The organism is Planotetraspora silvatica (assembly GCF_016863315.1).
GTDB classification, from domain to species: Bacteria; Actinomycetota; Actinomycetes; order Streptosporangiales; family Streptosporangiaceae; genus Planotetraspora; species Planotetraspora silvatica.
The window spans coordinates 148,069-167,989 of the sequence record NZ_BOOQ01000031.1; the positions used below are offsets into that span (position 1 = coordinate 148,069).

17 protein-coding genes are annotated in these 19,921 nt (G+C 70.4%); 7 read left to right on the forward strand and 10 right to left on the reverse strand.

The genetic code is table 11. The features are described 5' to 3' along the window. Window positions 1-29: 29 nt before the first annotated feature. Both Psi02_RS24130 and Psi02_RS24135 read right to left on the reverse strand, forming a co-directional pair. Window positions 30-1,199: an amidohydrolase family protein gene (locus Psi02_RS24130; RefSeq protein WP_239095105.1), complete on the reverse strand. Its 1,170-nt coding sequence runs from the start codon at window positions 1,197-1,199 to the stop codon at window positions 30-32. Window positions 1,200-1,354: 155 nt separating this feature from the next. Further along, window positions 1,355-3,481 carry an anthranilate synthase component I gene (locus Psi02_RS24135; RefSeq protein ID WP_203977907.1) on the reverse strand — a complete coding sequence of 709 codons (2,127 nt, stop codon included), beginning with the start codon at window positions 3,479-3,481 and terminating at the stop codon, window positions 1,355-1,357. Window positions 3,482-3,755: 274 nt separating this feature from the next. Here Psi02_RS24135 and Psi02_RS24140 point away from each other — a divergent pair, with 274 nt between their 5' ends. The 5 genes from Psi02_RS24140 (at window position 3,756) to Psi02_RS24160 (ending at window position 11,257) form a co-directional block, all read left to right on the forward strand. Continuing rightward, window positions 3,756-5,405: a CocE/NonD family hydrolase gene (locus Psi02_RS24140; protein ID WP_308442262.1), complete on the forward strand. Its 1,650-nt coding sequence runs from the start codon at window positions 3,756-3,758 to the stop codon at window positions 5,403-5,405. Between the two features lie 780 nt (window positions 5,406-6,185). Next, window positions 6,186-6,389 carry a DUF3311 domain-containing protein gene (locus Psi02_RS24145; protein WP_203977909.1) on the forward strand — a complete coding sequence of 68 codons (204 nt, stop codon included), beginning with the start codon at window positions 6,186-6,188 and terminating at the stop codon, window positions 6,387-6,389. Beyond that, the gene (gene mctP / locus Psi02_RS24150; RefSeq protein WP_203977911.1) at window positions 6,386-7,972 is read left to right on the forward strand and encodes a monocarboxylate uptake permease MctP; all 1,587 of its coding nucleotides are present in this window, start codon (window positions 6,386-6,388) and stop codon (window positions 7,970-7,972) included. The genes Psi02_RS24145 and mctP overlap by 4 nt, the downstream gene beginning before the upstream one ends. Window positions 7,973-8,216: 244 nt before the next feature. Further along, window positions 8,217-9,527, forward strand: a complete 1,311-nt coding sequence (locus Psi02_RS24155) for an NAD(P)/FAD-dependent oxidoreductase (RefSeq protein ID WP_203977913.1) — start codon at window positions 8,217-8,219, stop codon at window positions 9,525-9,527. 80 nt (window positions 9,528-9,607) lie between these two features. Further along, a complete protein-coding gene (locus Psi02_RS24160; RefSeq protein WP_203977915.1) occupies window positions 9,608-11,257 on the forward strand; it encodes a serine/threonine-protein kinase in 1,650 nt (549 codons plus the stop codon). A 99-nt stretch (window positions 11,258-11,356) separates the two neighbouring features. Here Psi02_RS24160 and Psi02_RS24165 read toward each other — a convergent pair whose 3' ends face one another. The 6 genes from Psi02_RS24165 to Psi02_RS24190 form a co-directional block, all read right to left on the reverse strand. Beyond that, on the reverse strand, window positions 11,357-12,820 hold the full coding sequence (locus Psi02_RS24165; RefSeq protein ID WP_203977917.1) for a WS/DGAT/MGAT family O-acyltransferase: 1,464 nt from the start codon (window positions 12,818-12,820) through the stop codon (window positions 11,357-11,359). Between the two features lie 106 nt (window positions 12,821-12,926). Then, complete coding sequence (locus Psi02_RS24170; RefSeq protein ID WP_203977918.1) at window positions 12,927-15,386, reverse strand: CehA/McbA family metallohydrolase; 2,460 nt, start codon at window positions 15,384-15,386, stop codon at window positions 12,927-12,929. Between the two features lie 407 nt (window positions 15,387-15,793). Next, a complete protein-coding gene (locus Psi02_RS24175) occupies window positions 15,794-16,003 on the reverse strand; it encodes a hypothetical protein (protein WP_203977919.1) in 210 nt (69 codons plus the stop codon). Between the two features lie 80 nt (window positions 16,004-16,083). Next, the gene (locus Psi02_RS24180) at window positions 16,084-16,497 is read right to left on the reverse strand and encodes a DUF3592 domain-containing protein (protein WP_203977920.1); all 414 of its coding nucleotides are present in this window, start codon (window positions 16,495-16,497) and stop codon (window positions 16,084-16,086) included. 74 nt (window positions 16,498-16,571) lie between these two features. After that, a complete protein-coding gene (locus tag Psi02_RS24185) occupies window positions 16,572-16,985 on the reverse strand; it encodes a PH domain-containing protein (protein ID WP_203955335.1) in 414 nt (137 codons plus the stop codon). A gap of 77 nt (window positions 16,986-17,062) precedes the next feature. Next, complete coding sequence (locus Psi02_RS24190; RefSeq protein WP_203977921.1) at window positions 17,063-17,554, reverse strand: metallophosphoesterase family protein; 492 nt, start codon at window positions 17,552-17,554, stop codon at window positions 17,063-17,065. Window positions 17,555-17,719: 165 nt separating this feature from the next. On the opposite strand from Psi02_RS24190, the gene Psi02_RS24195 reads away from it, so the two are divergent. Next, window positions 17,720-17,857: a hypothetical protein gene (locus Psi02_RS24195; protein WP_203955333.1), complete on the forward strand. Its 138-nt coding sequence runs from the start codon at window positions 17,720-17,722 to the stop codon at window positions 17,855-17,857. An 88-nt stretch (window positions 17,858-17,945) separates the two neighbouring features. Here the strand turns inward: Psi02_RS24195 and Psi02_RS24200 are convergent, their stop codons facing one another. Together Psi02_RS24200 and Psi02_RS24205 are read right to left on the reverse strand one after the other, a co-directional pair. Then, window positions 17,946-18,155: a hypothetical protein gene (locus Psi02_RS24200; protein ID WP_203977922.1), complete on the reverse strand. Its 210-nt coding sequence runs from the start codon at window positions 18,153-18,155 to the stop codon at window positions 17,946-17,948. Between the two features lie 76 nt (window positions 18,156-18,231). After that, window positions 18,232-19,227 (reverse strand): Ppx/GppA family phosphatase, encoded by a 996-nt coding sequence (locus Psi02_RS24205; RefSeq protein ID WP_203977923.1) that lies wholly within the window; start codon window positions 19,225-19,227, stop codon window positions 18,232-18,234. A 230-nt stretch (window positions 19,228-19,457) separates the two neighbouring features. Between Psi02_RS24205 and Psi02_RS24210 the strand changes: the two genes are divergently transcribed. Beyond that, a complete protein-coding gene (locus tag Psi02_RS24210) occupies window positions 19,458-19,886 on the forward strand; it encodes a hypothetical protein (protein WP_203977924.1) in 429 nt (142 codons plus the stop codon). The last annotated feature ends 35 nt before the right edge of the window (window positions 19,887-19,921 follow it).

A 19,921-nucleotide genomic window follows, 5' to 3' on the forward strand; every position in this document is an offset into this window, starting at 1 on the left:
TCCTCCTTCTTGATGATGATCCGCCGGAGTCAGAGGCGATACACCCGTCTGGCGTTGCCCGACCCGATCATGTGGGCGATCCTGGCCGCGTCCGCCGCGCTCCATTCCCCTTCGGCGATGCGGCCGGCCAGCACCCGCGCGAGCCCTCGCCGGTGGTACACCGCCCCGAGGAGGCACAACTCCGCGACCCCGTAGCAGTCGGAGCTGAACATCTGCTTGTGGAAGGGGACGAGTTCGAGCATCTCCCCGAGGATCGCGGCGGATCCCGCGGCCGTGTACGTCAGCGCGAGGCCCACGTCGACGTAGACGTGCGGGAAGACCGCCGCCAGGTAGGCCGCCTGGCGGTGGAACGGGTAGCAGTGCAGCAGGACCACGGGCATCCCGGACGGCGCCACCGCCCGGATGAACCCCGTCAGCAGTGAGGGGTCCGAGCGGTGCAGGTCGAGGTCGGCGTCGCCGTACCCGCAGTGGAACTGGAGCGGCAGGCTCCGCTCCCTCGCGACGTCGACCGCCGCCCAGAGCAGGTGCCGCACCAGGACGGGGTCGGTGAGCCGCTCCTTGGGATCGGACAGCCGCCGGCCCGCGGAGGCGATCACGGCTCCCCTGGACGGCCGGGAGGGGTCGAATCCGAGCCCGCAGCGGTAGGCGGCGATCGACTTCAGCCCCACCGCGCGCGCGGCCCTGACGGCGAGCTCGTCGCGCAGCGCCTTGACATAGCCCACGGCGGAAAGGCCGGCGGTGGCGACCTCCTGCTCGATCTGCTCCAGCCGGACCACCTCGTCGGCCGCGGCCCCGCCCGTCCGGCCCATCTCGGCCGCGCTGAGCAGCTCGGGCCGGTCGAGCCCGGTGTCCACGAGGAAGGCCGCGATGCCCGCCTTCCTCAGCAGCCGGCGGTTCACCTCGGCCGCGCCGAGTTCCGCCCTGCGGGACAGGTAGACCGCGGGCGACACGTGCGGCTCGAGGTCGAGAGCGGGGGCGCACCAGCGCCGGATCGCCATGCCCGCGGGAGTGTCGAAGTGCGTGGTGCCGGGCGGCGCGGGCGTGCCGGCCTCCGTGATCAGAGTCTCGAACTCCGACCTGGACAGGTCGTCGCGCCGCACGCCGTGACAGTGGTGGTCGACCATCGGGGCGACGAGCGCGGCACGGACCGGGTCGGGCAGGGGCACGGGCAGCGCGTCGTCCACTCTGATCTCCGGCACGGGAGTGGACTTTACGGCTCCACTCCCGTGCCGGCGCGCCTTTCGCGTCCCTCTTTACCTGCTTTACCCGGGCGGGCTCAGCGGATTCGCCCCGGCAGGTCCAGCGGGTTCAAGCGGGCGGGACCAGCGGATCCACCGGGTTCACCCGACCGGGCTCAGCGGGCGAGCCGCAGGACGTTGGCGATGATCCGGGCTCCGGCGCCACCCTGCGTGGTGAGGATCGACTCGGGGTGGAACTGCACCCCGAAACGCCGGTTCTCCACGTCCTCGATCGCCATCGCCGCGCCGTCCTCGGTGGACGCGGTGACCGTGAAACCGCGCACGCCGGGCTCCTTGGCGTGCACCGAGTGGTAGCGGGCCGCGACGAACTCCTCCGGCAGACCCTCCAGCAGCGCGCTCGGGCCCTCGCGGCGGACGTGCCCGCGCTTGCCGTGTTCGGGGTACGGCAGGAGCTCCAGCGTGCCGCCCGCGTGCTCGACCATCGCCTGGAGGCCCAGGCAGACACCGAAGACCGGCAGGCCCTTGGCGTACACCGCCTCGACCAGGGCGGAGGCGCCGAAGTCGGACGGCCAGCCGGGGCCGGGCGAGAGCACGACCAGAGTGGGCGCGATCTCCTCGATCGTCTCCGGCGGGAAGCCGTGCCGCAGCGTCACGACGGAGGCCCCCTGCTGGCGGAAGTAGTCGGCCAGGGTGTTGACGAACGAGTCCTCATAGTCGACCAGGAGGACCTTGTGGCCCTCGCCCGGCAGGTCGGCCGTCCGCTCCCGCACGGTCTCCGCCCGCTCACGCCCGACGGCGGCAAGCGCCGCGAGCAGGGCACTGGCCTTGAGCTCGGTCTCCCGCTCCTCTGCTTCGGGGTCGGAGTCGTACAGCAGCGTCGCCCCCGCCCGGACCGCGGCGACCCCGTCGCGGATCTGGGCCGTCCGCAAGGTGAGGCCGGTGTTCATGGAGCCGTCGAAGCCGATGAAGCCGACGGCTCCGCCGTACCAGCGGCGGGTGGTCTCCTCGTGGTCCTCGATGAACTGCATGGCCCACGTCTTCGGGGCCCCCGTGACGGTGACGGCCCACATGTGCGTGAGGAACGCGTCGAGGGCGTCGAACTCGGGGCGCAGCCGGCCCTCGATGTGGTCGACGGTGTGGATCAGCCGGGAGTACATCTCGATCTGCCGCCGGCCGATGACCTTCACGCTGCCGGGGACGCAGATGCGCGACTTGTCGTTGCGGTCCACGTCGGTGCACATGGTCAGCTCGGACTCCTCCTTCACGCTGGACAGGAGGGTCCTGATGGCCTCGGCGTCCTCGACGGGGTCGGCGCCCCTGGCGATCGTGCCGGAGATCGGGCACGTCTCGACCCGGTCTCCGGTCACCCGGACGTACATCTCGGGGGACGCGCCGACCATGTGCTCGCCGTCGCCGAGGTTGAGCAGGAACTCGTACGGCGCCGGGTTGCTGGTGCGAAGGGACCGGTAGAAGGCGGAAGGATCGGTGCAGGAGGAGTGGAAGACCTGGCCGGGGACCACCTCGAACAGGTCGCCGCGCTTGAACTTCTCCTTGGCCGTGGCGACGATCTCGGCGTACGTCCCCTTTTCCGGATTTTTCGGTATTTCGGTGGGGATGGTGAGCGGGAAGCTGTCGCCTGACCGTTCCAGTCCCTTGGTGGAGACGCCGTCGACGGTGAAGTCGTAGGTGTACTCCATGCTCGTCTCACGGACCCGGTCGATCACTACCAGCCGGTCGGGCAGGTGGAGCACGAGGTCACGCTGGTTCGCCGGGCGGCTGAGCCGGTAGCGAATCGGCTCGAACTGGAATGCCAGGTCGTAGCCGAACGCGCCGTAGAGCCCCAGGTGCGGGTCGTCGCCCTGGAAGGCGGCGATCACCTCGCGGATCGCGGTGAAGACCGTCGGCCGCCGGCTGCGGAACTCCTCGGGCAGCAGGTCCTCCGACTCGGCCACGTGGACCTCGACGTGACCCGCGTCCGGCTCCGACACCGGCTTGCCCGCGGCGAGCAGGCAGGAGGCGATGACGGGCAGGACGACGCGGCCGCGCTCGTTGAGGGCGCGGGCCGAGATGCGCCGCCCCCTCGCCACGATCTCCACGCAGGGATCCACGTAGCCGAAGGCCCAGCGGCTGTAGCGGCCCGGATAGTCCATGCCGGAGGAGAACGCCCCGCCACGGCGCTCCCCCAGGGCCGTCACGATCTCTTCGAGGGCCTCCTCGGACACCTCGCGCACGCCGCGCTCGACCCCGATGCCCCCTGCGGTGGTATATCCGCTGGTCTCCACTGTCTCGCCCCTTTAAGTCGTATGCCCCGGGGGCGGACACACATAAAAGGCCGCCTCTCGGGGCGGCCAGTCGATCTGCTCATAACGAACCCGCGCCGCCTGCTAGCGGCGCCACCACTGAAGGGCTTCGGAAGTTCGCATGTCGTAAGGGTAGCGGCGCGCGTCGTGATCAGGCAACGCCACAATACGATCATGAAATCGGACAAACAGTACGATAGGCCCCAAGAAGGCACAGAGTATTGATATTCTGTTACCAAGAGGTTAAGGAGGCGGCGTGGCTTACCTGCCTGTTCCCCGGCTACCCGTCCCACGGCTGCCGGTTCTTCCCCGGCCACCCGGCGTACCCGCTCGCCGCGTGCGGGTGCTGCGTGACATCCCCGTCTGCATGCCGGACGGCGTGGCGTTGCTGACCGACCACTACATCCCCGTCGGCGCCCACCAGCCTCCGACCATCCTGATCCGCACACCGTACGGCCGGGCCGGGGTCTTCGGCTGGCTGTACGGCTGGACGTTCGCGCGGCACGGTTTCCAGGTGATCATTCAGAGCTGCCGCGGCGGCTTCGGCTCCGGCGGCCTGCTCGACCCCCTGGGCGACGAGCGCGAGGACGGGCTCGCGACCGTCGGCTGGATGCGGGCCCAGCCGTGGTACGGCGGCAGCTTCGCCATGCACGGCCCCTCCTACCTCGGCTACAACCAGTGGGCGATCGCCTCGGAGACGCCCGATCTCGCGGCCATGGCGACCCAGGTCACCGCGTCGAACTTCCGGGACGCGGCCTACGTCGGCGGAGCGTTCGCGCTGGAGTCCACGCTCATCTGGACCACGCTGACCACCCAGATGGAGGGCCGCCTGGGCGGCATGGCGGCGCTGACCGCCCCGTGGCGGACGCGGCGCGCCGTCCTGTCGGGCCGCCCGCTTTCGGAACTCGACCTCGCGTCGGCGGGCCGGCCGATGCCGTTCTTCCAGGACCTGCTGGCCAACCACTCCGACCCGGCCTCGCCGTACTGGAGGAAGAGGGACTTCTCGGCCACCGTGGGCGAAGTGACGGCCGAGGTCACGATGACCGGCGGCTGGTACGACGTCTTCCTGCCGTGGCAGCTCAAGGACTACGCGGCGATGCGGGCGGCCGGGCGGCAGCCGTACCTCACGATCGGGCCGTGGTACCACGCCGACATCCGGCACGGGAGGGCGTCGAACATCGACGCGCTCGCCTGGTTCCGCGCCCACCTCATGGGTGACACCTCCGGGCTGCGGGCGTCCCCCGTCCGGCTCTACGTGACCGGCGCGAACGAATGGCGGGACTTCCCCGACTGGCCGGTGGCGGGCACGCGGCCGGCCCGGTGGCACCTCCAGCCCGGTTTGGCTCTGTCGCGGGACAACCCGCGCGAATCCCCGCCCGACGCGTACCGGTACGACCCGGCCAACCCCACGCCGGTCATCGGCGGCCCCGTGCTCATCGGCAACTCCGAGCCGCGCGACAACCGGAGGCTGGAGTCCCGGAAGGACGTGCTCGTCTACACGTCGCACGTGCTGGCCGAGGACACCGACGTGATCGGGCCGGTGACGGCCGAGTTGTACGTGCGGTCGAGCCGGGAGCACACCGACATGGTGGTGCGGATCTGCGACGTGCACCCCGACGGGTCGTCGATGAACGTGTGCGAGGGGGTCAGGCGGCTGACGCCCTCGATCCCCGCAGACGGGGACGGCGTACGCCGGGTGGAGGTCGACCTGTGGCCCATCGGTCACCGGTTCCGCCGCGGCCACCGGATCCGCGTGCATGTGGCGAGCGGGGCCTACCCGCGGATCGCCCGCAATCCGGGGACCGGCGACCCGCTGCCCTTCGGCGCCACCATGTACCCCTCCGACCAGGAGATCCTGCACTCCCCCGCCCACCCCAGCGCCGTGATCCTCCCCCACCTCCCTTAACCCCGGCCCTTAAACCCCGGCCCTTAAACCCCGGCGTGATCATGCAGGGGTTCGGAGATGTGCCCGCCGACCTGCCCGCTCTCTTGCCGTGATCATGCAGGGGTTCGGAGATGTGCCCGCCGACCTGCCCGCTCTCTTGCCGTGATCATGCACAAGTTCGGGGGCTGCGGGCGCGACCTGCGCGTCTCCCCGGCGTGATCATGCACAGGTTCGGCGGCGTGGACCCTGAGCTGCGTGAACGCCGACCGTGATCATGCGCAGATTCGTGATCGTACGGTCCGACCTGCGAATTCTCGGTTGGCGATCATGCACAACCCGCAAGAGCTCCGACGTGCGGATTCGCCGTACACGACACACCCGGCGAGCCAGCACATCCCTGACAGCCATGAGCAAACGGGCATGCGACAGAATTCGAGTACGACGGTCGCGAGTGCATGATCACGGTCGGCGTTCGCGCAGCTCAGGGTCCACGCCGCCGAACTTGTGCATGATCACGGTCAGCGTTCACGCAGCTCAGGGCCTTGCCGCCGAACCTGTGCATGATCACGCCGGGGGGATGCGCAGGTCGCGCCCGCAGCCCCCGAACTTGTGCATGATCACGGCGGGAGAACGGGCAGGTCATGGCAGGCGTTCACGAACCTGTGCATGATCACGGCGGGGGGTTTGGAAAGGGGGTAAGGGTCGCTCGTCGCGGCAACACGACCGTTTGGCGATCAGTGATCCCTCCCCTTCACCGCGGACTTTACGCTGCGGAGCAGTCCGTGTCCGAAGGAGCGTGCGATGACCACACCCCGCACTGATCGCAGTCCATGGAACTGGTTGCTCCTGCTGCCGATCGCCATTCCCCTGATACCGGCCCTGTTCAACGCGGTTGAACCGCGATTGTTCGGCATCCCGCTGTTCTACTGGCTGCAACTCGGCTTCGTCCTCGTCAGCGTCGCGGCGACCCTGGTCGTCTATCACATGACGCGGAGGGCCCGATGACCACCGAGATCGTCATCTTCGCCGTCCTCTTCCTGATCGTCAGCGGCATGGGCTTCGTGGCCTCCCGCTGGCGGCGGCCCGACGACATCGCCAGCCTGAACGAATGGGGGCTCGGCGGCCGCAACTTCGGTTCGTGGATCACGTGGTTCCTCGTGGGCGGCGACCTCTACACGGCCTACACGTTCGTGGCGGTGCCCGCCCTGCTGTTCGGGGCCGGCGCGACGGGCTTCTTCGCCGTGCCGTACACGGTGATCGTCTATCCCCTGGTCATGATCGTGCTGATCCGGCTCTGGTCGGTGTCGCACGTGCACGGGCTCGTCACCCCAGCCGACTTCGTGCGGGCGAGGTTCGGATCGCCGACCCTGGCCCTTCTCGTCGCCATCACCGGCATCGTCGCGACCATGCCGTACATCGCGCTCCAGCTCGTCGGCATCGAGGCGGTCCTCAAGACGATGGGGGTGACCGGTGATCTGCCGCTCATCATCGCCTTCGCGATCCTGGCCGCCTACACCTACCAGTCCGGGCTGCGCGCCCCCGCGCTGATCGCCTTCGTCAAGGACGCGCTCATCTACGTGGTGATCCTCGTGGCGGTCATCTACATCCCGACGCAGCTGGGCGGCTGGGGATCGATCTTCGACGCGGCCCAGGCCAAGTTCGACAAAACCCCCGCGGCCACCGACGGCATCCTGCTCAACGCCAACAACCAGCTCCAGTACGTCACGCTCGCGCTGGGTTCGGCGCTGGCGCTGTTCCTCTACCCCCACAGCGTCACGGGCGTCCTGGCCTCCAAGAACCGCGACGTGATCAAACGCAACATGTCCGCGCTGCCCGCCTACAGCGTGCTGCTGGGCCTGATCGCGCTGCTCGGCTACATGGCCATCGCCGCGGGGGTGACGCCCATCGGCACCGACGTGAACACGGTCGTGCCGCAGCTGTTCGACAAGATGTTCCCCGACTGGTTCGCCGGGGTGGCGTTCGCCGCGGTCGGCATCGGTGCGCTCGTACCCGCCGCGATCATGTCGATCGCCGCCGCCAACCTGTTCACGAGGAACATCTACCGGGAGTACATCAACCGGGACGCCACGGACGCGCAGCAGGCGTCGGCCAGCAAGATCGCCTCGCTGGTCGTGAAGGTCGGCGCCGTGCTGTTCATCCTGCTCATCGATCCGCAGTTCTCGATCGACCTGCAGCTGATCGGCGGCGTCATCATCCTCCAGACGCTTCCGTCCGTCGCCCTCGGGCTGTTCACCCGCTGGTTCCACCGGGCCGGCCTGATCGCCGGATGGATCGCCGGCATGGGGGCGGGCATGCTGATGCTCTACAACGTCGCCAACCCCGCGACCCACCACGACCACTTCGGCGGTTCGGCGTTCGCCCTGTCCAAGCTGGGCCTGGACACCAAGATGACGATCTACGCCGGCTTCCTCGCGCTCGCCGTCAACCTGATCGTCGCGCTGCTCGGCACGGTCATCGCCAAGTCCGCCAAGGTCGTCGACGGTCCCGACGCCACCCGTACGGACGACTACACGGCCGACCAGGGCGACCCCCGCGTCCACGACCTGGAGGTCACCAGCTCCACGTGAGGCCGCATGTGACGGCCGCCTGACATCCGGCGCGGCCCGGTGACCTGGACGGGTCACCGGGCCGTCCTCGCCCCGGTGGCCTTCGGCACGCCCGGGTGAAGGGCCGCCTGTCCCGGGTCGGCGAGTGACTGTCACATCCTCCGGGGCGAAATCGTCTTCCCTACTGTGTCCCCGCAAGCTCAAAGTGGCGTAAAAAGGGCACGCACCTAGGGGCAACCGATTCCGGGACCAGGAGAGCATGAGCATGGCTGAACGGCAGAGAGTGGTCGTCGTCGGAGGCGGTTTCGCGGGCTTCACCGCCGCCAGGACCCTTGCCCGGATCACGCGGGGGACGGCGGAGATCGTCCTGATCAACCCGACCGACTACTTCCTCTACCTCCCACTGTTGCCGGAGGTCGCCGCCGGGATCCTCGACCCGCGCAAGGTCGCGATCCCGTTGTCCGGCAACTGCCCGGGCGTACGGCACCTGCTCGCCACCGTGAACTCCGTCGACGTGCAGGCCCGGAGGTTGACCTGCACCGACCCGGAGGGAAGCTCCCGGGAGCTCGAGTACGACCGGCTGGTGCTCGCGGTGGGCAGCGTCAACAAGCTGCTCCCCATCCCGGGGGTGGCCGACCACGCCCACGGGTTCCGCAGCATCGGCGAGGCTCTCTACCTGCGCGATCACCTCATCCGGCAGATCGAGCTCGCCGACGCCTCCGACGATCCGGAGGAGCGCAGGGCCCGCTGCACGTTCGTCGTCGTCGGCGCCGGATACACCGGCACCGAGGTCGCGGCCCAGGGCCAGCTGCTCACCCGGGACGCTCGCCGGCACCGGCCGGGCCTGAGCGACCAGCCGCTCCGCTGGATCCTCGCCGACCTCGCCCCGCGCATCCTGCCCGAGCTCGACGAGCACCTGTCCCGGACGGCGCAGCGGACCCTGCTCAAGCGCGGGATGGAGATCCGCACCGGCACGAGCGTGTCCGAGGCGACCGCCGAGGGGGTCAAGCTCTCCGACGGCGAGTTCGTGCCGACCCGGTCGCTCATCTGGTGCGTGGGCGTGCGACCGGATCCCTTCGTCGAGTCACTGGGCCTGCCCACGGAGAAGGGCCGTCTGCTGACGGACGAGTACCTGAACGTCCCCGGCCATCCGGAGATCTTCGCCTGCGGGGACGCCGCGGCGGTGCCGGACCTCACCAACCCCGGCCAGTACACCGCGATGACCGCCCAGCACGCCTCCCGTCAGGGCAAACGCGTCGCGCACAACGTCGCCGCCTCCCTCGGCACGGGCAGGCGGGAGCCGTACAAGCACGGCGACCTCGGGTTCGTCGTCGACCTGGGCGGCGTCAAGGCGGCGGCCAACCCGCTGGGCGTGCCGCTGTCCGGCCTCCCGGCGAAGGCCGTCACCCGGGGGTACCACCTGCTCGCCGTGCCGGGCGGCCGGGCGCGCATCGCCGGCAACTGGCTTCTCGACGCGCTGCTGCCCCGGCAGACGGTGCAGCTCGACCTGGTGCACGGCCAGGCCGTCCCGCTCGCCGGAACCACTCCGGAACGGCCCGACGAACCCACCGGCTGACCCCTGTCCTCGCGTAAACGATCGACGGCGCGCCGACTCCGGTAGTGTGCGCGACGCGGACGTTCCACCCAGGCGAGGAGGTGGCGAAAGTGGACGAGGCGGGCGCGCCACTGGTGCCGGGATACGAGGTGCTCGGCCTCCTCGGCCAGGGCGGGTTCGGCGTCGTCTACCGGGCCAGGCAACTCGCGGTGGGCCGAGAGGTCGCCCTGAAGATCGACAACCGGGTGCTGGTCTCCGAGCGAGACCAGCGGCGGTTCATGCGCGAGGTGACGGCGGCCGGCGCCCTGTCGGGGCACCCCCACGTAGCCGACATCTACGACGCGGGCATGCTCCCCGACGGCCGGCCGTACATGGTGCTGGAACTGTGCCCCGGCGGATCGCTGGCGGACCAGCTGAAGCGCAACGGCCCGCTGGGCGTCCACGAGGTCCGTGACATCGGGATCAAGATCGCCGACGCGCTGGCCGCCGCCCACGCGAACGGAGTGCTGCACCGGGACGTCAAGCCGGCCAACATCCTGATCAACTCCTACGGGATGGTGGCCCTGACCGACTTCGGGCTGGCCACACGGCCGGGGGGCGATCCCGCGCGGAGCGAGATGTCGGTGACCAGGGACTCGCTCACCCCCGCGTACGCCCCTCCGGAGGCGTTCGACATGACCGAGCCCACCGCCGCCGGGGACGTGTACGCGCTGGCCGCCACCCTCTACGCGCTGCTGCAGGGCAGGCCGCCCCGCTTCCCCGAAGGCGGTGTGGTCAACCTCGCGGTGATCATGGTGTTGCATCGGCGGCCCATCCCTGAGATCCCCGGCGTTCCGCCGGCGTTGACCGCCGTGCTCAGGCACGGCATGGCCACTGATCCCGCGCAGCGCGTCCAGACCCCGGCCGAGTTCCGCGACGCGCTGGCCGCCCTGGACGTCGACGGCTCGTCCATGTCCTCCGGATCTCCCCTGTCTTCCGGGTCTTCCGGCGTTCGCGGGGCGTCGTCGACGGCGGGCCCGGCCGCACCGTCCTACGCCATGAGCGGTCCGGGCGCCGGGCGGCCGTCGGCGGACCCCCAGTCGACGGGGCCGGGTCTGCTCTCCGAGGCGGGCAGGCCCCACACCGTTCCGTCCGGTCTGCCGTCGGGAGGCATGCGGCAGTCGACGATCTTCGCGGCCGTGGCCGCGGTCTTCGCGCTCCTGCTCGCCGCCGGGATCGGCGTCCTGATCTTCGACCGTCCCCCCGGACCCCCGCCACCCCGAGCGGGGCAGCCACCCGGCCCGCCGCCGGGGCAGCCCGGAGGCCCGCCGCCGCCCAACTACGAGGTGCCCGTCACCTCCACCGGTTGCCCGGCCTCCGCCGTCCAGGGGGTGATGGGAGCCGCGTGCGTCGTCAAGCCGGAGTGCTGGCACGGACTGACGTCGGTCGCGGGGGACACGACCGCGCGGCCCGCGTCCTGCGGCGGCCCGCACTCCTGGGAGACCTTCGCCATCGCGCCCCTGCCCCTCGACCTGACCACGAGCGACCACGAGTCGGTGGCCAGACACCCCGTCGTGGCGAGCCTGTGCGCCATGGACATCCTGCTCAAATCGCGGCACGGCGCCGCGGCGAAACTGACACCCGACAGGTGGGAGGTCGACGTACTGCCGCCGAGCGCCGCCCGGTTCGCGGCGGGTTCCCGGGTCTACCGCTGCGTCGGTCACGTGGCCGGCAAGGACACGACGGGCAGCGCCTTCGCCGTCCCGAGCTGACCGGGCCGGACGACGGACGAGGCGCGGCCTTCGCCGTCCGAGCCGTCCCGACCTGTCCCGAGCCGACCGGGCTGTCCGGGCCGTCCCGGGGACGAACGGCTACCGCTGCCGCCCGGCCAGTTCGGTGAGCTCCGCGAGGCCGTCCCTCAGGTAGTCGATGAGGTCCCAGACATCGGGGACCATCTCCCTGTCGACGACGATGCCGAAGTCGATCCGGCCGTCGTAGGAGAACACCGTGATGTTGATCCCGCCGCTCACATCGGTGATCACCGACATCGGGTACTGGGCCAGCACCCGGCCGCCGCAGATGTAGAGCGGCGACTGGGGCCCCGGAACGTTGGAGATGAGCAGGTTCACCGCGGGAGCCGTACGGGATGCGAGCCGGAAGGCCGAGCGGTTGGCGAGCGCGCTCAGCGCGGCCGGCATGGCCTGGCTGAACTCCAGGAGCCACGTCGCCGGAGCCGCCGCGAACCGTTCCTTCACGAGCTTCATGGCCTGGTTGACCGACTTGAGGCGCTCCTCCGGGTCGGCGACGTCGGTCGGGATCGTCGTCATCGCCAGCATGACCTCGTTGGCGAGGGAGTCGTCGGGCAGTTGCCCCCGGGTCGAGATGGGGATGCCGGCGACCAGCGGCAGGCGGGGCAGCTCGTCTCGTTTGTCCAGCCAGCGCCGCAGGGCCGTCGCGCACAGCGCCAGCACGACGTCGTTGACGGTGACGCCGAAGGCGTTCTTGACGTGCTTGACCTCCGCCAGCGGAAGCGCCCCGAAGGCGAACCTGCGGTGTTCGGACACCCGGCCGGAGAACGGCGTGCGCGGCACCGACATCCGCGGCAGTCCCGGCAGGTCGGTGCCGCCGCGGATCAGGCGGGCCAGCAGCCCGGCGCCTGGGATCTGGGAGACGATCGGCACCTCGTCCAGCCTCGACACGGCCTCGCCGAAGAACCGCATCAGGGCCAGCGGGTTGTCCAGAACCCGGGCGACACCCCTGATGATCATCTCGAGGGGTTCGGGAGCGCGCTCGGCCGACTTCCAGACCGGCACGTCGGGCGCGTCGTCCGCCGGCGGGACCTCGCGCGGCTCCGGCGTGAAGTCCATGAGAGCCGCCAGCACCTCGGCGCCGGTCACGCCGTCGACGGCCGAGTGGTGCACCTTGGTGTAGACGGCCACCCGTCCGCCCGCGAGCCCGTGGATCAGGTAGAGCTCCCAGAGCGGGCGCCGCCGGTCGAGCCGCCTGCTGTGCAGCCGGGCGGCCTGGGCGGCGAGCTGGTGGTCGCTGCCCGGCGGCGCCAGCGCGAGTTCGCGGACGTGGTAGTCGAAGTCGACCTCCTCGTCCTCCGCCCAGTAGGGGTGATCGAGCCCCAGCGGCACCTCCACCAGGCGGCGGCGCAGCGGCGGGGCGAGGTGGAGCCGGTCGCGGAGCAGGCCGACCAGATCGTCCCGGGTGATCACTCCCCCGGGGGCGGTCGACGGGTCGAGGATGGTGAGCCCCGCGATGTGCGCGAGGTTCGTGGCCGTCTCGAAGTTGAGGAACTGCGCGTCGAGGGCGCTGAGCTGCCGTCCCATGACCTACTCCCTGCCCCGAAATCCGGCCTTGGACCGCCGCCGCACCACGCCCGTCCCCGGATGGTGAAATCAGAGGACGAGCGTGGTGCGGGCGGCGGTCGCCAGCCTAGACGCGCAGCAGGAAGATCTGCTGGGTGCCGTCCCGCTGGGTGCGGGTGGCCCGCCGATCGCTGGTGAAGACCACGAAGCCGTCGCCCGCGGACGGGAAGGTGCCGTTGCCGAGGGTGCTGAGCTGCACCGGCGCCGTCCATCCCGTGCTCCGGTCGAGCCGGGACGTGAAGACCTTCCACCGCCAGTCGGCGGAGCGGGTGTCGTACCAGACCGCATGGACGGAGCCGTCCGAACCCTGGCTCAGGCTGGGACGCTGGCTCATCGCGTCCGGGTTCAGCCCGACCGGCTCGGACGCCGACCAGGTCCTGCCCCCATCGGCCGACCGGCTGGCGCGCAGGGACAGGTTCGCCCCCGAGCTCTGCAGCTTCTTGGTCTCCCACATGATCACGAACGTCCCGTCGCGGTCACCGGCGATGCTGGGATGCCGGTCCGCCGCGTTCGTCGCGGCGCTCACCTGTACGGGCGTCGTCCAGCCGCGCCCCTTGGCGTCCCGGACGCTCGCCACGATCTGCCAGTTGTCCGGGTCCGTGCCACCACCGGCGGGCTGGCCGGCCGGCGGGGTGTGCCCCGTCCACAGCGGGTCGGGGTCGAACCGGTTGTCCTGCCAGGTCACGACGACGCTCTCGTCCCGGCCGACGGCGATCGCGGGGAACAGTGAGGCCGGGTAACGCGGCGACCGCGCGTCCGTGGCGGGCGTGCCCGCGGTGACGGTCTTGCCCGGCGCCGACAGGTTGACGGGAGCCTTGTCGACGCCGATCACCTGCGCGTAGACGTCGAACGCGCCGCCGTCGTTGTCGGCCCAGGCGACGACGGCGTGCCTGCCGTCCAGGACCGACACCGCGGGGTGGATCGCCCGGCCCTGGGTGTCGGTGAGGCGGACGGCCGGCTCGAAGGAACGCCCGCCGTTCCGGCTGTGGCGCAGGAAGATCTGCGACCGGTGCGGCCGTTCCTGGCCCCGCGAGTCCTGCCACACGACCCAGACGTCGTCGCCCGACGCCGCCACCCGCGGGGAGCAGGCGGTGGGTGAGCCCGCCGACAGTTCCAGCGTGTGGGCCGAGTGCCCGTGCGACTCCACCCGGCGGTAGACGACCGAGGTCCGGTGGTCGTGGTGCACCTGGGCGACGACATGGGCGACCCCGCCGTGCCCGGCGACGTCGGCGAAGCCCGCGAACTCACCGGTCTCACCGAGCACCAGGGACGCCCGGTCGTCGCGGGTCTCGGCAGGGGGAAGGGCGATCTCCGGAGCCGGTACGGCCGGCACCTTCAGGGAGACGAACACCGGCGAGGTGGCCGCCCGCAACTGGTCGGGGAGCGTCGGGTCGGCGTCCACCCCCGACGGGTCGCCCGGTGCGCGGACCTCGGCCCGGAACCAGTTGTGCGTGCCGTCGAGGGTGAAGGGGACGAGATACGTCTGGTCGGCCGAGCCGGGGGTGAAGGTCGCCAGCGGGCCGGCCGTACGGCCAGGGGACGCGTAGACGAGAACCTTGGCGCCGGCGCCGCCGCGGATGCGTACGCGCAGACGGGCCTTCTTCGGCAGACGGCGGTCACGCACGATCACCTCGTCTCCCCCGATGGCCTCGAACACGCCGTCACCGTCGACGTCGGCCTCGATCGTGACGAACGCCCCCTGGGGGGTGGCCGAGACCGCCGTGCGCCCGGCGCGGATCGCGTCGAGGATCCCGCGCACCGAGCGTTCGGCCGCGAACACCCAGGTGGTCGGCTGGCCGGGGCTCGCCTTTCCCCACACCTCGCGGAAGTGGCAGTCGCTCGCCCCGACCGCGCCGAAGCGGAACCCCTTGTTCCACCGGTTCTCGGCGTAGTCGATCTCGGCGTCCGGGTCGGAGGCGACGTTCCACACCTCGACCGTGTTCACGCCCTGAGCGCTGGCGTTGTCGTTGGGACCCGCTTCGCGGGTGTACTCGCCGTCGTCGGGGTGGGCCGTCCCCCACGACGCGTCCTGCGCGTGCGCGTCCCAGATCGACTGCTGCACGTGCCGGAACGTCGCGGAGCCGGGCGGGTTGACCCCGTCCACGATCGTGTCGACCGCTCCGAGGACGGTGGCGTGCGGGGAGCCGTTCGCCTCCTCCCCGGGGATCAGGAGCAGCTTCGACGAGTGCCACTGGGGGTCCCAGTGCTGGTCGTAGGTGCGGTGGTCGGTCAGCGGCAGGAAGTCCAGCCCGACCCGCTCCGCCTCGCCGATCTGGTCGCTGACGGGGAGGTTCCCCGGCAGAGCCTGCTTGGACGTCTGGCGGGGGAGGCTGCCGTCGGCCGAGTGGTCGTCGTGCGCGTGAGTCTCTCCCGCCAGCCACTCCCCTCGCGGCGCCGCCTTCTTCGACTGTGCGGAGGCCGTCGACTGAGTGGACGCGGCCTGTGCGGCCGTCTGCTCCACGGACAGTCCGGCGGCCGCGACCGCCGTTCCTCCCACGACGATGAACCGCCTTCTGTTCAGCTCCATTGACGTTCCCCATCTGTTGCCGGCGCCGAGGTGATCCCGGAGTGAAACCCGTCGAACGCTAGCCAGCTCTCTCCCGTCCCAGCTGAATGCCACCAAAATCCTGAATGTCCGATTTATTAATCACTAGGACACCCCCACCCCCTCGTCGTGATCATGCACAGGTTCGTGATCAAGCGCCTTGAGCTGCCCCCACCCCGAGCGTGATCATGCACGGGTTCGGGGAAGTGCCCGCTGACCTGCTCATTCACGTTTCGTGATCATGCACACGTTCTGAATCAGCATCCTCGACCTGCGGCGATGTCGTCCGTGACCATGCACGGAGTCCTCGATGTGGCCCCGAGCGGGCGAAACGATGCTCGTGATCATGCGATCCACGCTGCGGCCCGGCCGCCGCATGGGCTCCCGATTCATCGCGGCGAACGCGCACGCCGCAGAGCTACGGCCGCTCCGCCGTACTCATGCACGGCCCTGATCCAGATCGGAGCAGGCAGGCCGATCGCCCAGCCGTACATGATCACGAGCGTGGGAAGCGCAGGCCAGGCGGCGCATTCCCGAAACCGTACATGATCACGGCCGAACAACACCAGGCCAAGGCCCATGATCACGAACCTGTGCATGATCACGAAACATGAAGCGGGAGGTCGGTGGGCACTTCTCCGAACCTGTGCATGATCACGGCGGGAAAGGGTGTGCATGATCACGGGCGGAGGAGGGTGAGGAGGGCGGCGGAGAGGATCGCCAGGGCTGTGCCGAGAAAGATCATTCCGGCGCGGAATCCGTTGTTCGTCGTGTCGTCGATGCGGACCCGGGTAGGTCTGGCCGGGTCGTACAGAACCGGAACCCTGTCTCCCGGCATGGCCGGAGGCGGGGTGCCGCCCAGCGGGGACTCGGCCTCCACCCGCTGGCCGTAGACCGTCGTGAAGCGCACTGTCGGGTGGTAGACGATGCGGCCGTTGCGGGACCGGCTCGGGCGCAGCCGGACGACCTCCCCCTCCACCCGCTCTGCGCGCCTGCGGAACCGGCGGGCGCCGATGCCCAGCCCGCCGCCGACCAGAGCGGTGACGACGCCGACGACGCCGAGAACGAGGGGTAACAGGAGGTTCGGTGGCACGTTCGCACCGTAGGGCGTCGGGCTTGCCCCTGGCTTGCGATCGCCTTGCCCGGCCGGCCGCTTCCCGGAAACGGTCAGGGGCGCAGGCGCATCAAGGTCTCGGCCACGTCGAACACCGACTCTCCCAGATCGAAGCGGCTGAACAGATGGATCTGCTCCCCCGCGTCGATCTCGAGCAACTCGGTGGTCAGGCCGTAGCGGCGGCGGCTGTCCACCCGGATCCTGTCGACGTCGTTCCAGGAGATCCGCTCCTTGCCGGCGAGCCCGGTGACGATCAGCCCGTCGTCTCCCACGGCCAGCCGTACGGGCGCGAAGAGATCACGGAACACCAGCACGGCGAACCCGACGGCGGCGATTCCGGCAAGCAGAAGCTGCCGGCGGTCACCGATGAGCGCCAGCCCCACGCAGACGGCTACGCCGGCGGCCTTCAGAACAGTGACCTGCCAGGGCACCCGCCATTCGTGCCGCGGCCCCTCAACATCAGCCACCGTGAGAGCGTAACCCCTCGGAGGGCCGTCCGCAGATCTTGCCCCCGCTCCGTGGTGTCCCTCAGAGCGGGTGAGGGTCATGTCACCGGGAGGATCCTGGCTTCGACGACACGGCCGTCCTCGATGTCGAGGACGCCCACGGTGCTGTGCGGCTGCCTGCGGCGGTCGGTCGGAGAGCCCGGGTTGAAGATCCGGACGCCGTCGCCCGTCAGGTCCATCGGGATGTGGGAGTGGCCGAAGACGACGAGGTCGGCGTCCGGGAACCGATGGCGCATCCTGGCGGTCCGCCCCGTGGCCTGCCCGCTGTCGTGGATCATCCCGATCCGCAGGCCGTCGACCTGGAGTTCCATGGTCTCCGGCGCGCCCCACACGGCCACGTCCGGCCCGTCGTTGTTGCCCAGCACCGCCCGGACGGGCGCGTACGCCGCGAGCTCGACCAGCACCTCCGCCGTGCAGACGTCTCCGGCGTGCAGGATCAGATCGGCCCCGCGAAGATGCTCCGCCACCGCCGGTGGGCACGACTTCCACCGTCGTGGGGCATGGGTGTCCGACAGGACCACGAGCCTCATCGTTCCATCCTCCTCGAACCACCCGCGGACACCCGCAAGTCGGCTGGGGATCACGGGATAACACTGAATAATCGGGGGAATAGGAACCCACGTCCCCGCCGTGACACGTCGCCGACGTGAGGCACGCACCACACGCCGGCCCCCACCCGGCGCTCGGGAGGAACGATGACGAGGCAGATCGCCGACGGCTTCCAGAACCCCCGGCTCATTGAGCTGGAAGCCCGCGTCCGCGGGCTGGAGACACAGGTCGCCCACCTCACCGAGCTGGTCAAGGCACTCTCCGGCGAGCGCGACCCCACTTGACCGGCCGCCCCATCCTGATCGGCCGACCGTCCTGACCGGCCGCCCATCCTGACCGGCCACTACCAGGACGCCGCCCGGTTCCGGACTGTCACCGGGACGGCGGGTCACCCGGACGTACGGCGCCGCCCACCTGCTGCCGCCCGGAAGGGATCGGCGTCGGCATGTACGGCTCCCGCCTGGTGGTGGCCGCCATCGCCCCCAGCGCGACCAGCACGACGGCCGAGATCGCCAGCAGCGCCAGGACGACGAGCACCGTCAGCGCCGCCAGGGAGATGATCGCTCCCAGCAGCTCCGCCATGCGTGGTCCCCCAAGAGGTCGGCCTCACGATCTCGCAGGGCATCCCGAGATCGCATATAGCGGCTGAGTGCCCCTTTTACGGCGATTCATACCTTTGCCCGGTGGACACCGCGGAACCGCGCCCATCGAGTGCCCCGGGACGACCGCCCGGGAGCTGGTCGAGGCGCCGGAGGATCATCCCCTCGCGCAGGGCCCAGGGGCACAACTCCAGGACCGGCAGGCCCAGCAGGTCCATCGCGGCATCGGCGACGACCGCCCCCGCGAGAAGCTGCGGCGCCCTGCCGACGGACACTCCGGGCAGCTTGGACCGCACCGCCGCCGGCATGGCGGACAGCCGTGCCGTCCATTCCGTCAGGGCGCCGTGCGCCAGCGTGCGCCTGACGTACGGGCCCTCACTCGAGGAGGCCGCGCCCGCGATCCTCGCCAGCTGGCGGAAGGTCTTCGACGTCGCGACGGCGTGATCGGCCCGGCCGTACCGGGTGACGGCTCCGACCCGCCGGGCGATCTCGGCCCGGGCATGACGCCGGAGCAGGCGCACCTCCTCGGCGGGCGGCGGGTCGGAGGTGAAGAAGTCACGGGTCAGCCGGCCCGCCCCGAGCGGAAGCGACACCGCCACGTCGGGCTCCTCGTCGATGCCGGAGGCGATCTCCAGCGAGCCGCCGCCGATGTCGACGACGAGGAGCCGGCCCGACGACCATCCGAACCAGCGGCGGACGGCGAGGAAGGTCAGGCGCGCCTCGTCGTCCCCGGAGAGCACCTGGATGCCGACCGGCGCCCCGGACTCGATCCGGCTGAGGACGTCCTCGCCGTTGACGGCGTCGCGGACCGCCGAGGTGGCGAAGGCCACCAGGTCCTCCACGCCCTTGTCCTCCGCGATGCGCAGGGCGTCCGCGACGGTCGCGCCCAGCCGGGCCGCGCCCTCGTCCGACAGCCGGTTGCCGTCCACGAGGTGCTCGGCCAGACGCAGCTCCTCCTTGTGGGAGAAGGCGGGGATGGGGCGAGCGCCCTGGTGCGCGTCCATCACCAGCAGGTGCACCGTGTTGGAACCGACGTCCAGGACTCCGAGTCGCATGATCCGACGCTACCGCCCACGACAGGCCCGCATCCGCACATCCCCTGCCAATACGCCGTGCGGAACACCGGAATCGGTCGCTCAGTGATGTACTTCACGATACCGAGCTAACTGAGTGTTACGATTTGCGACTTAATAATTACGTATCGTGGCGGACCCTCCCCTTGCGGGTCATTCCATGACAAGACGACACTCGAAAACGGGCCTCATCGCAATCTCGGCAGTTGGGCATGAGATCACGCGGTGACCCGTCGACCAAGGGGGTGGTCCAGGTGCCGGAGGGGTTCAGCACCTACGAGACGTGGCCTTTCGAGTGCCTGCATTGCCTGCGCGTCTGGGAGGAGGAGTACCTCGTCCACCGCCAGACGGACGGGCACGGCAACGATGTGGTCATCTGGACCCGGGAGGGCACACAGGTCCAGCCTCCCTGGTCGGGCATGGTCTGTCCCCACTGCGGGTGCGGCAGCGTGACGACCTTCCCCACCGGCTACCTGGCCCATCACGCGGAGATCACCACCGTGCGCCGGGCCGCCGCTCCCGCCGCGCTGGACATGGCCGGGCAACGGCGCCCCACCCCCCTCCTGCCGTACGCCCTGCTGGCGATCTCGCTGCTCGTCTTCACCGGCTCGGAGATATACGGCCAGGTGGTCGGGCGCTGATCACGTCATCGGGGCCCCGGCGGGAAACGACCCGC

Coding starts and splice junctions, on each gene's coding strand:
- Psi02_RS24210 (WP_203977924.1), top strand. CDS start 19,458: ATGAGATCACGCGGTGACCCGTCGACCAAGGGGGTGGTCCAGGTGCCG.
- Psi02_RS24165 (WP_203977917.1), bottom strand. CDS start 12,820: ATGGGACGGCAGCTCAGCGCCCTCGACGCGCAGTTCCTCAACTTCGAG.
- Psi02_RS24170 (WP_203977918.1), bottom strand. CDS start 15,386: ATGGAGCTGAACAGAAGGCGGTTCATCGTCGTGGGAGGAACGGCGGTC.
- Psi02_RS24190 (WP_203977921.1), bottom strand. CDS start 17,554: ATGAGGCTCGTGGTCCTGTCGGACACCCATGCCCCACGACGGTGGAAG.
- Psi02_RS24205 (WP_203977923.1), bottom strand. CDS start 19,227: ATGCGACTCGGAGTCCTGGACGTCGGTTCCAACACGGTGCACCTGCTG.
- Psi02_RS24155 (WP_203977913.1), top strand. CDS start 8,217: ATGGCTGAACGGCAGAGAGTGGTCGTCGTCGGAGGCGGTTTCGCGGGC.
- Psi02_RS24145 (WP_203977909.1), top strand. CDS start 6,186: ATGACCACACCCCGCACTGATCGCAGTCCATGGAACTGGTTGCTCCTG.
- Psi02_RS24175 (WP_203977919.1), bottom strand. CDS start 16,003: ATGCACAGGTTCGTGATCATGGGCCTTGGCCTGGTGTTGTTCGGCCGT.
- Psi02_RS24195 (WP_203955333.1), top strand. CDS start 17,720: ATGACGAGGCAGATCGCCGACGGCTTCCAGAACCCCCGGCTCATTGAG.
- mctP (WP_203977911.1), top strand. CDS start 6,386: ATGACCACCGAGATCGTCATCTTCGCCGTCCTCTTCCTGATCGTCAGC.
- Psi02_RS24200 (WP_203977922.1), bottom strand. CDS start 18,155: ATGGCGGAGCTGCTGGGAGCGATCATCTCCCTGGCGGCGCTGACGGTG.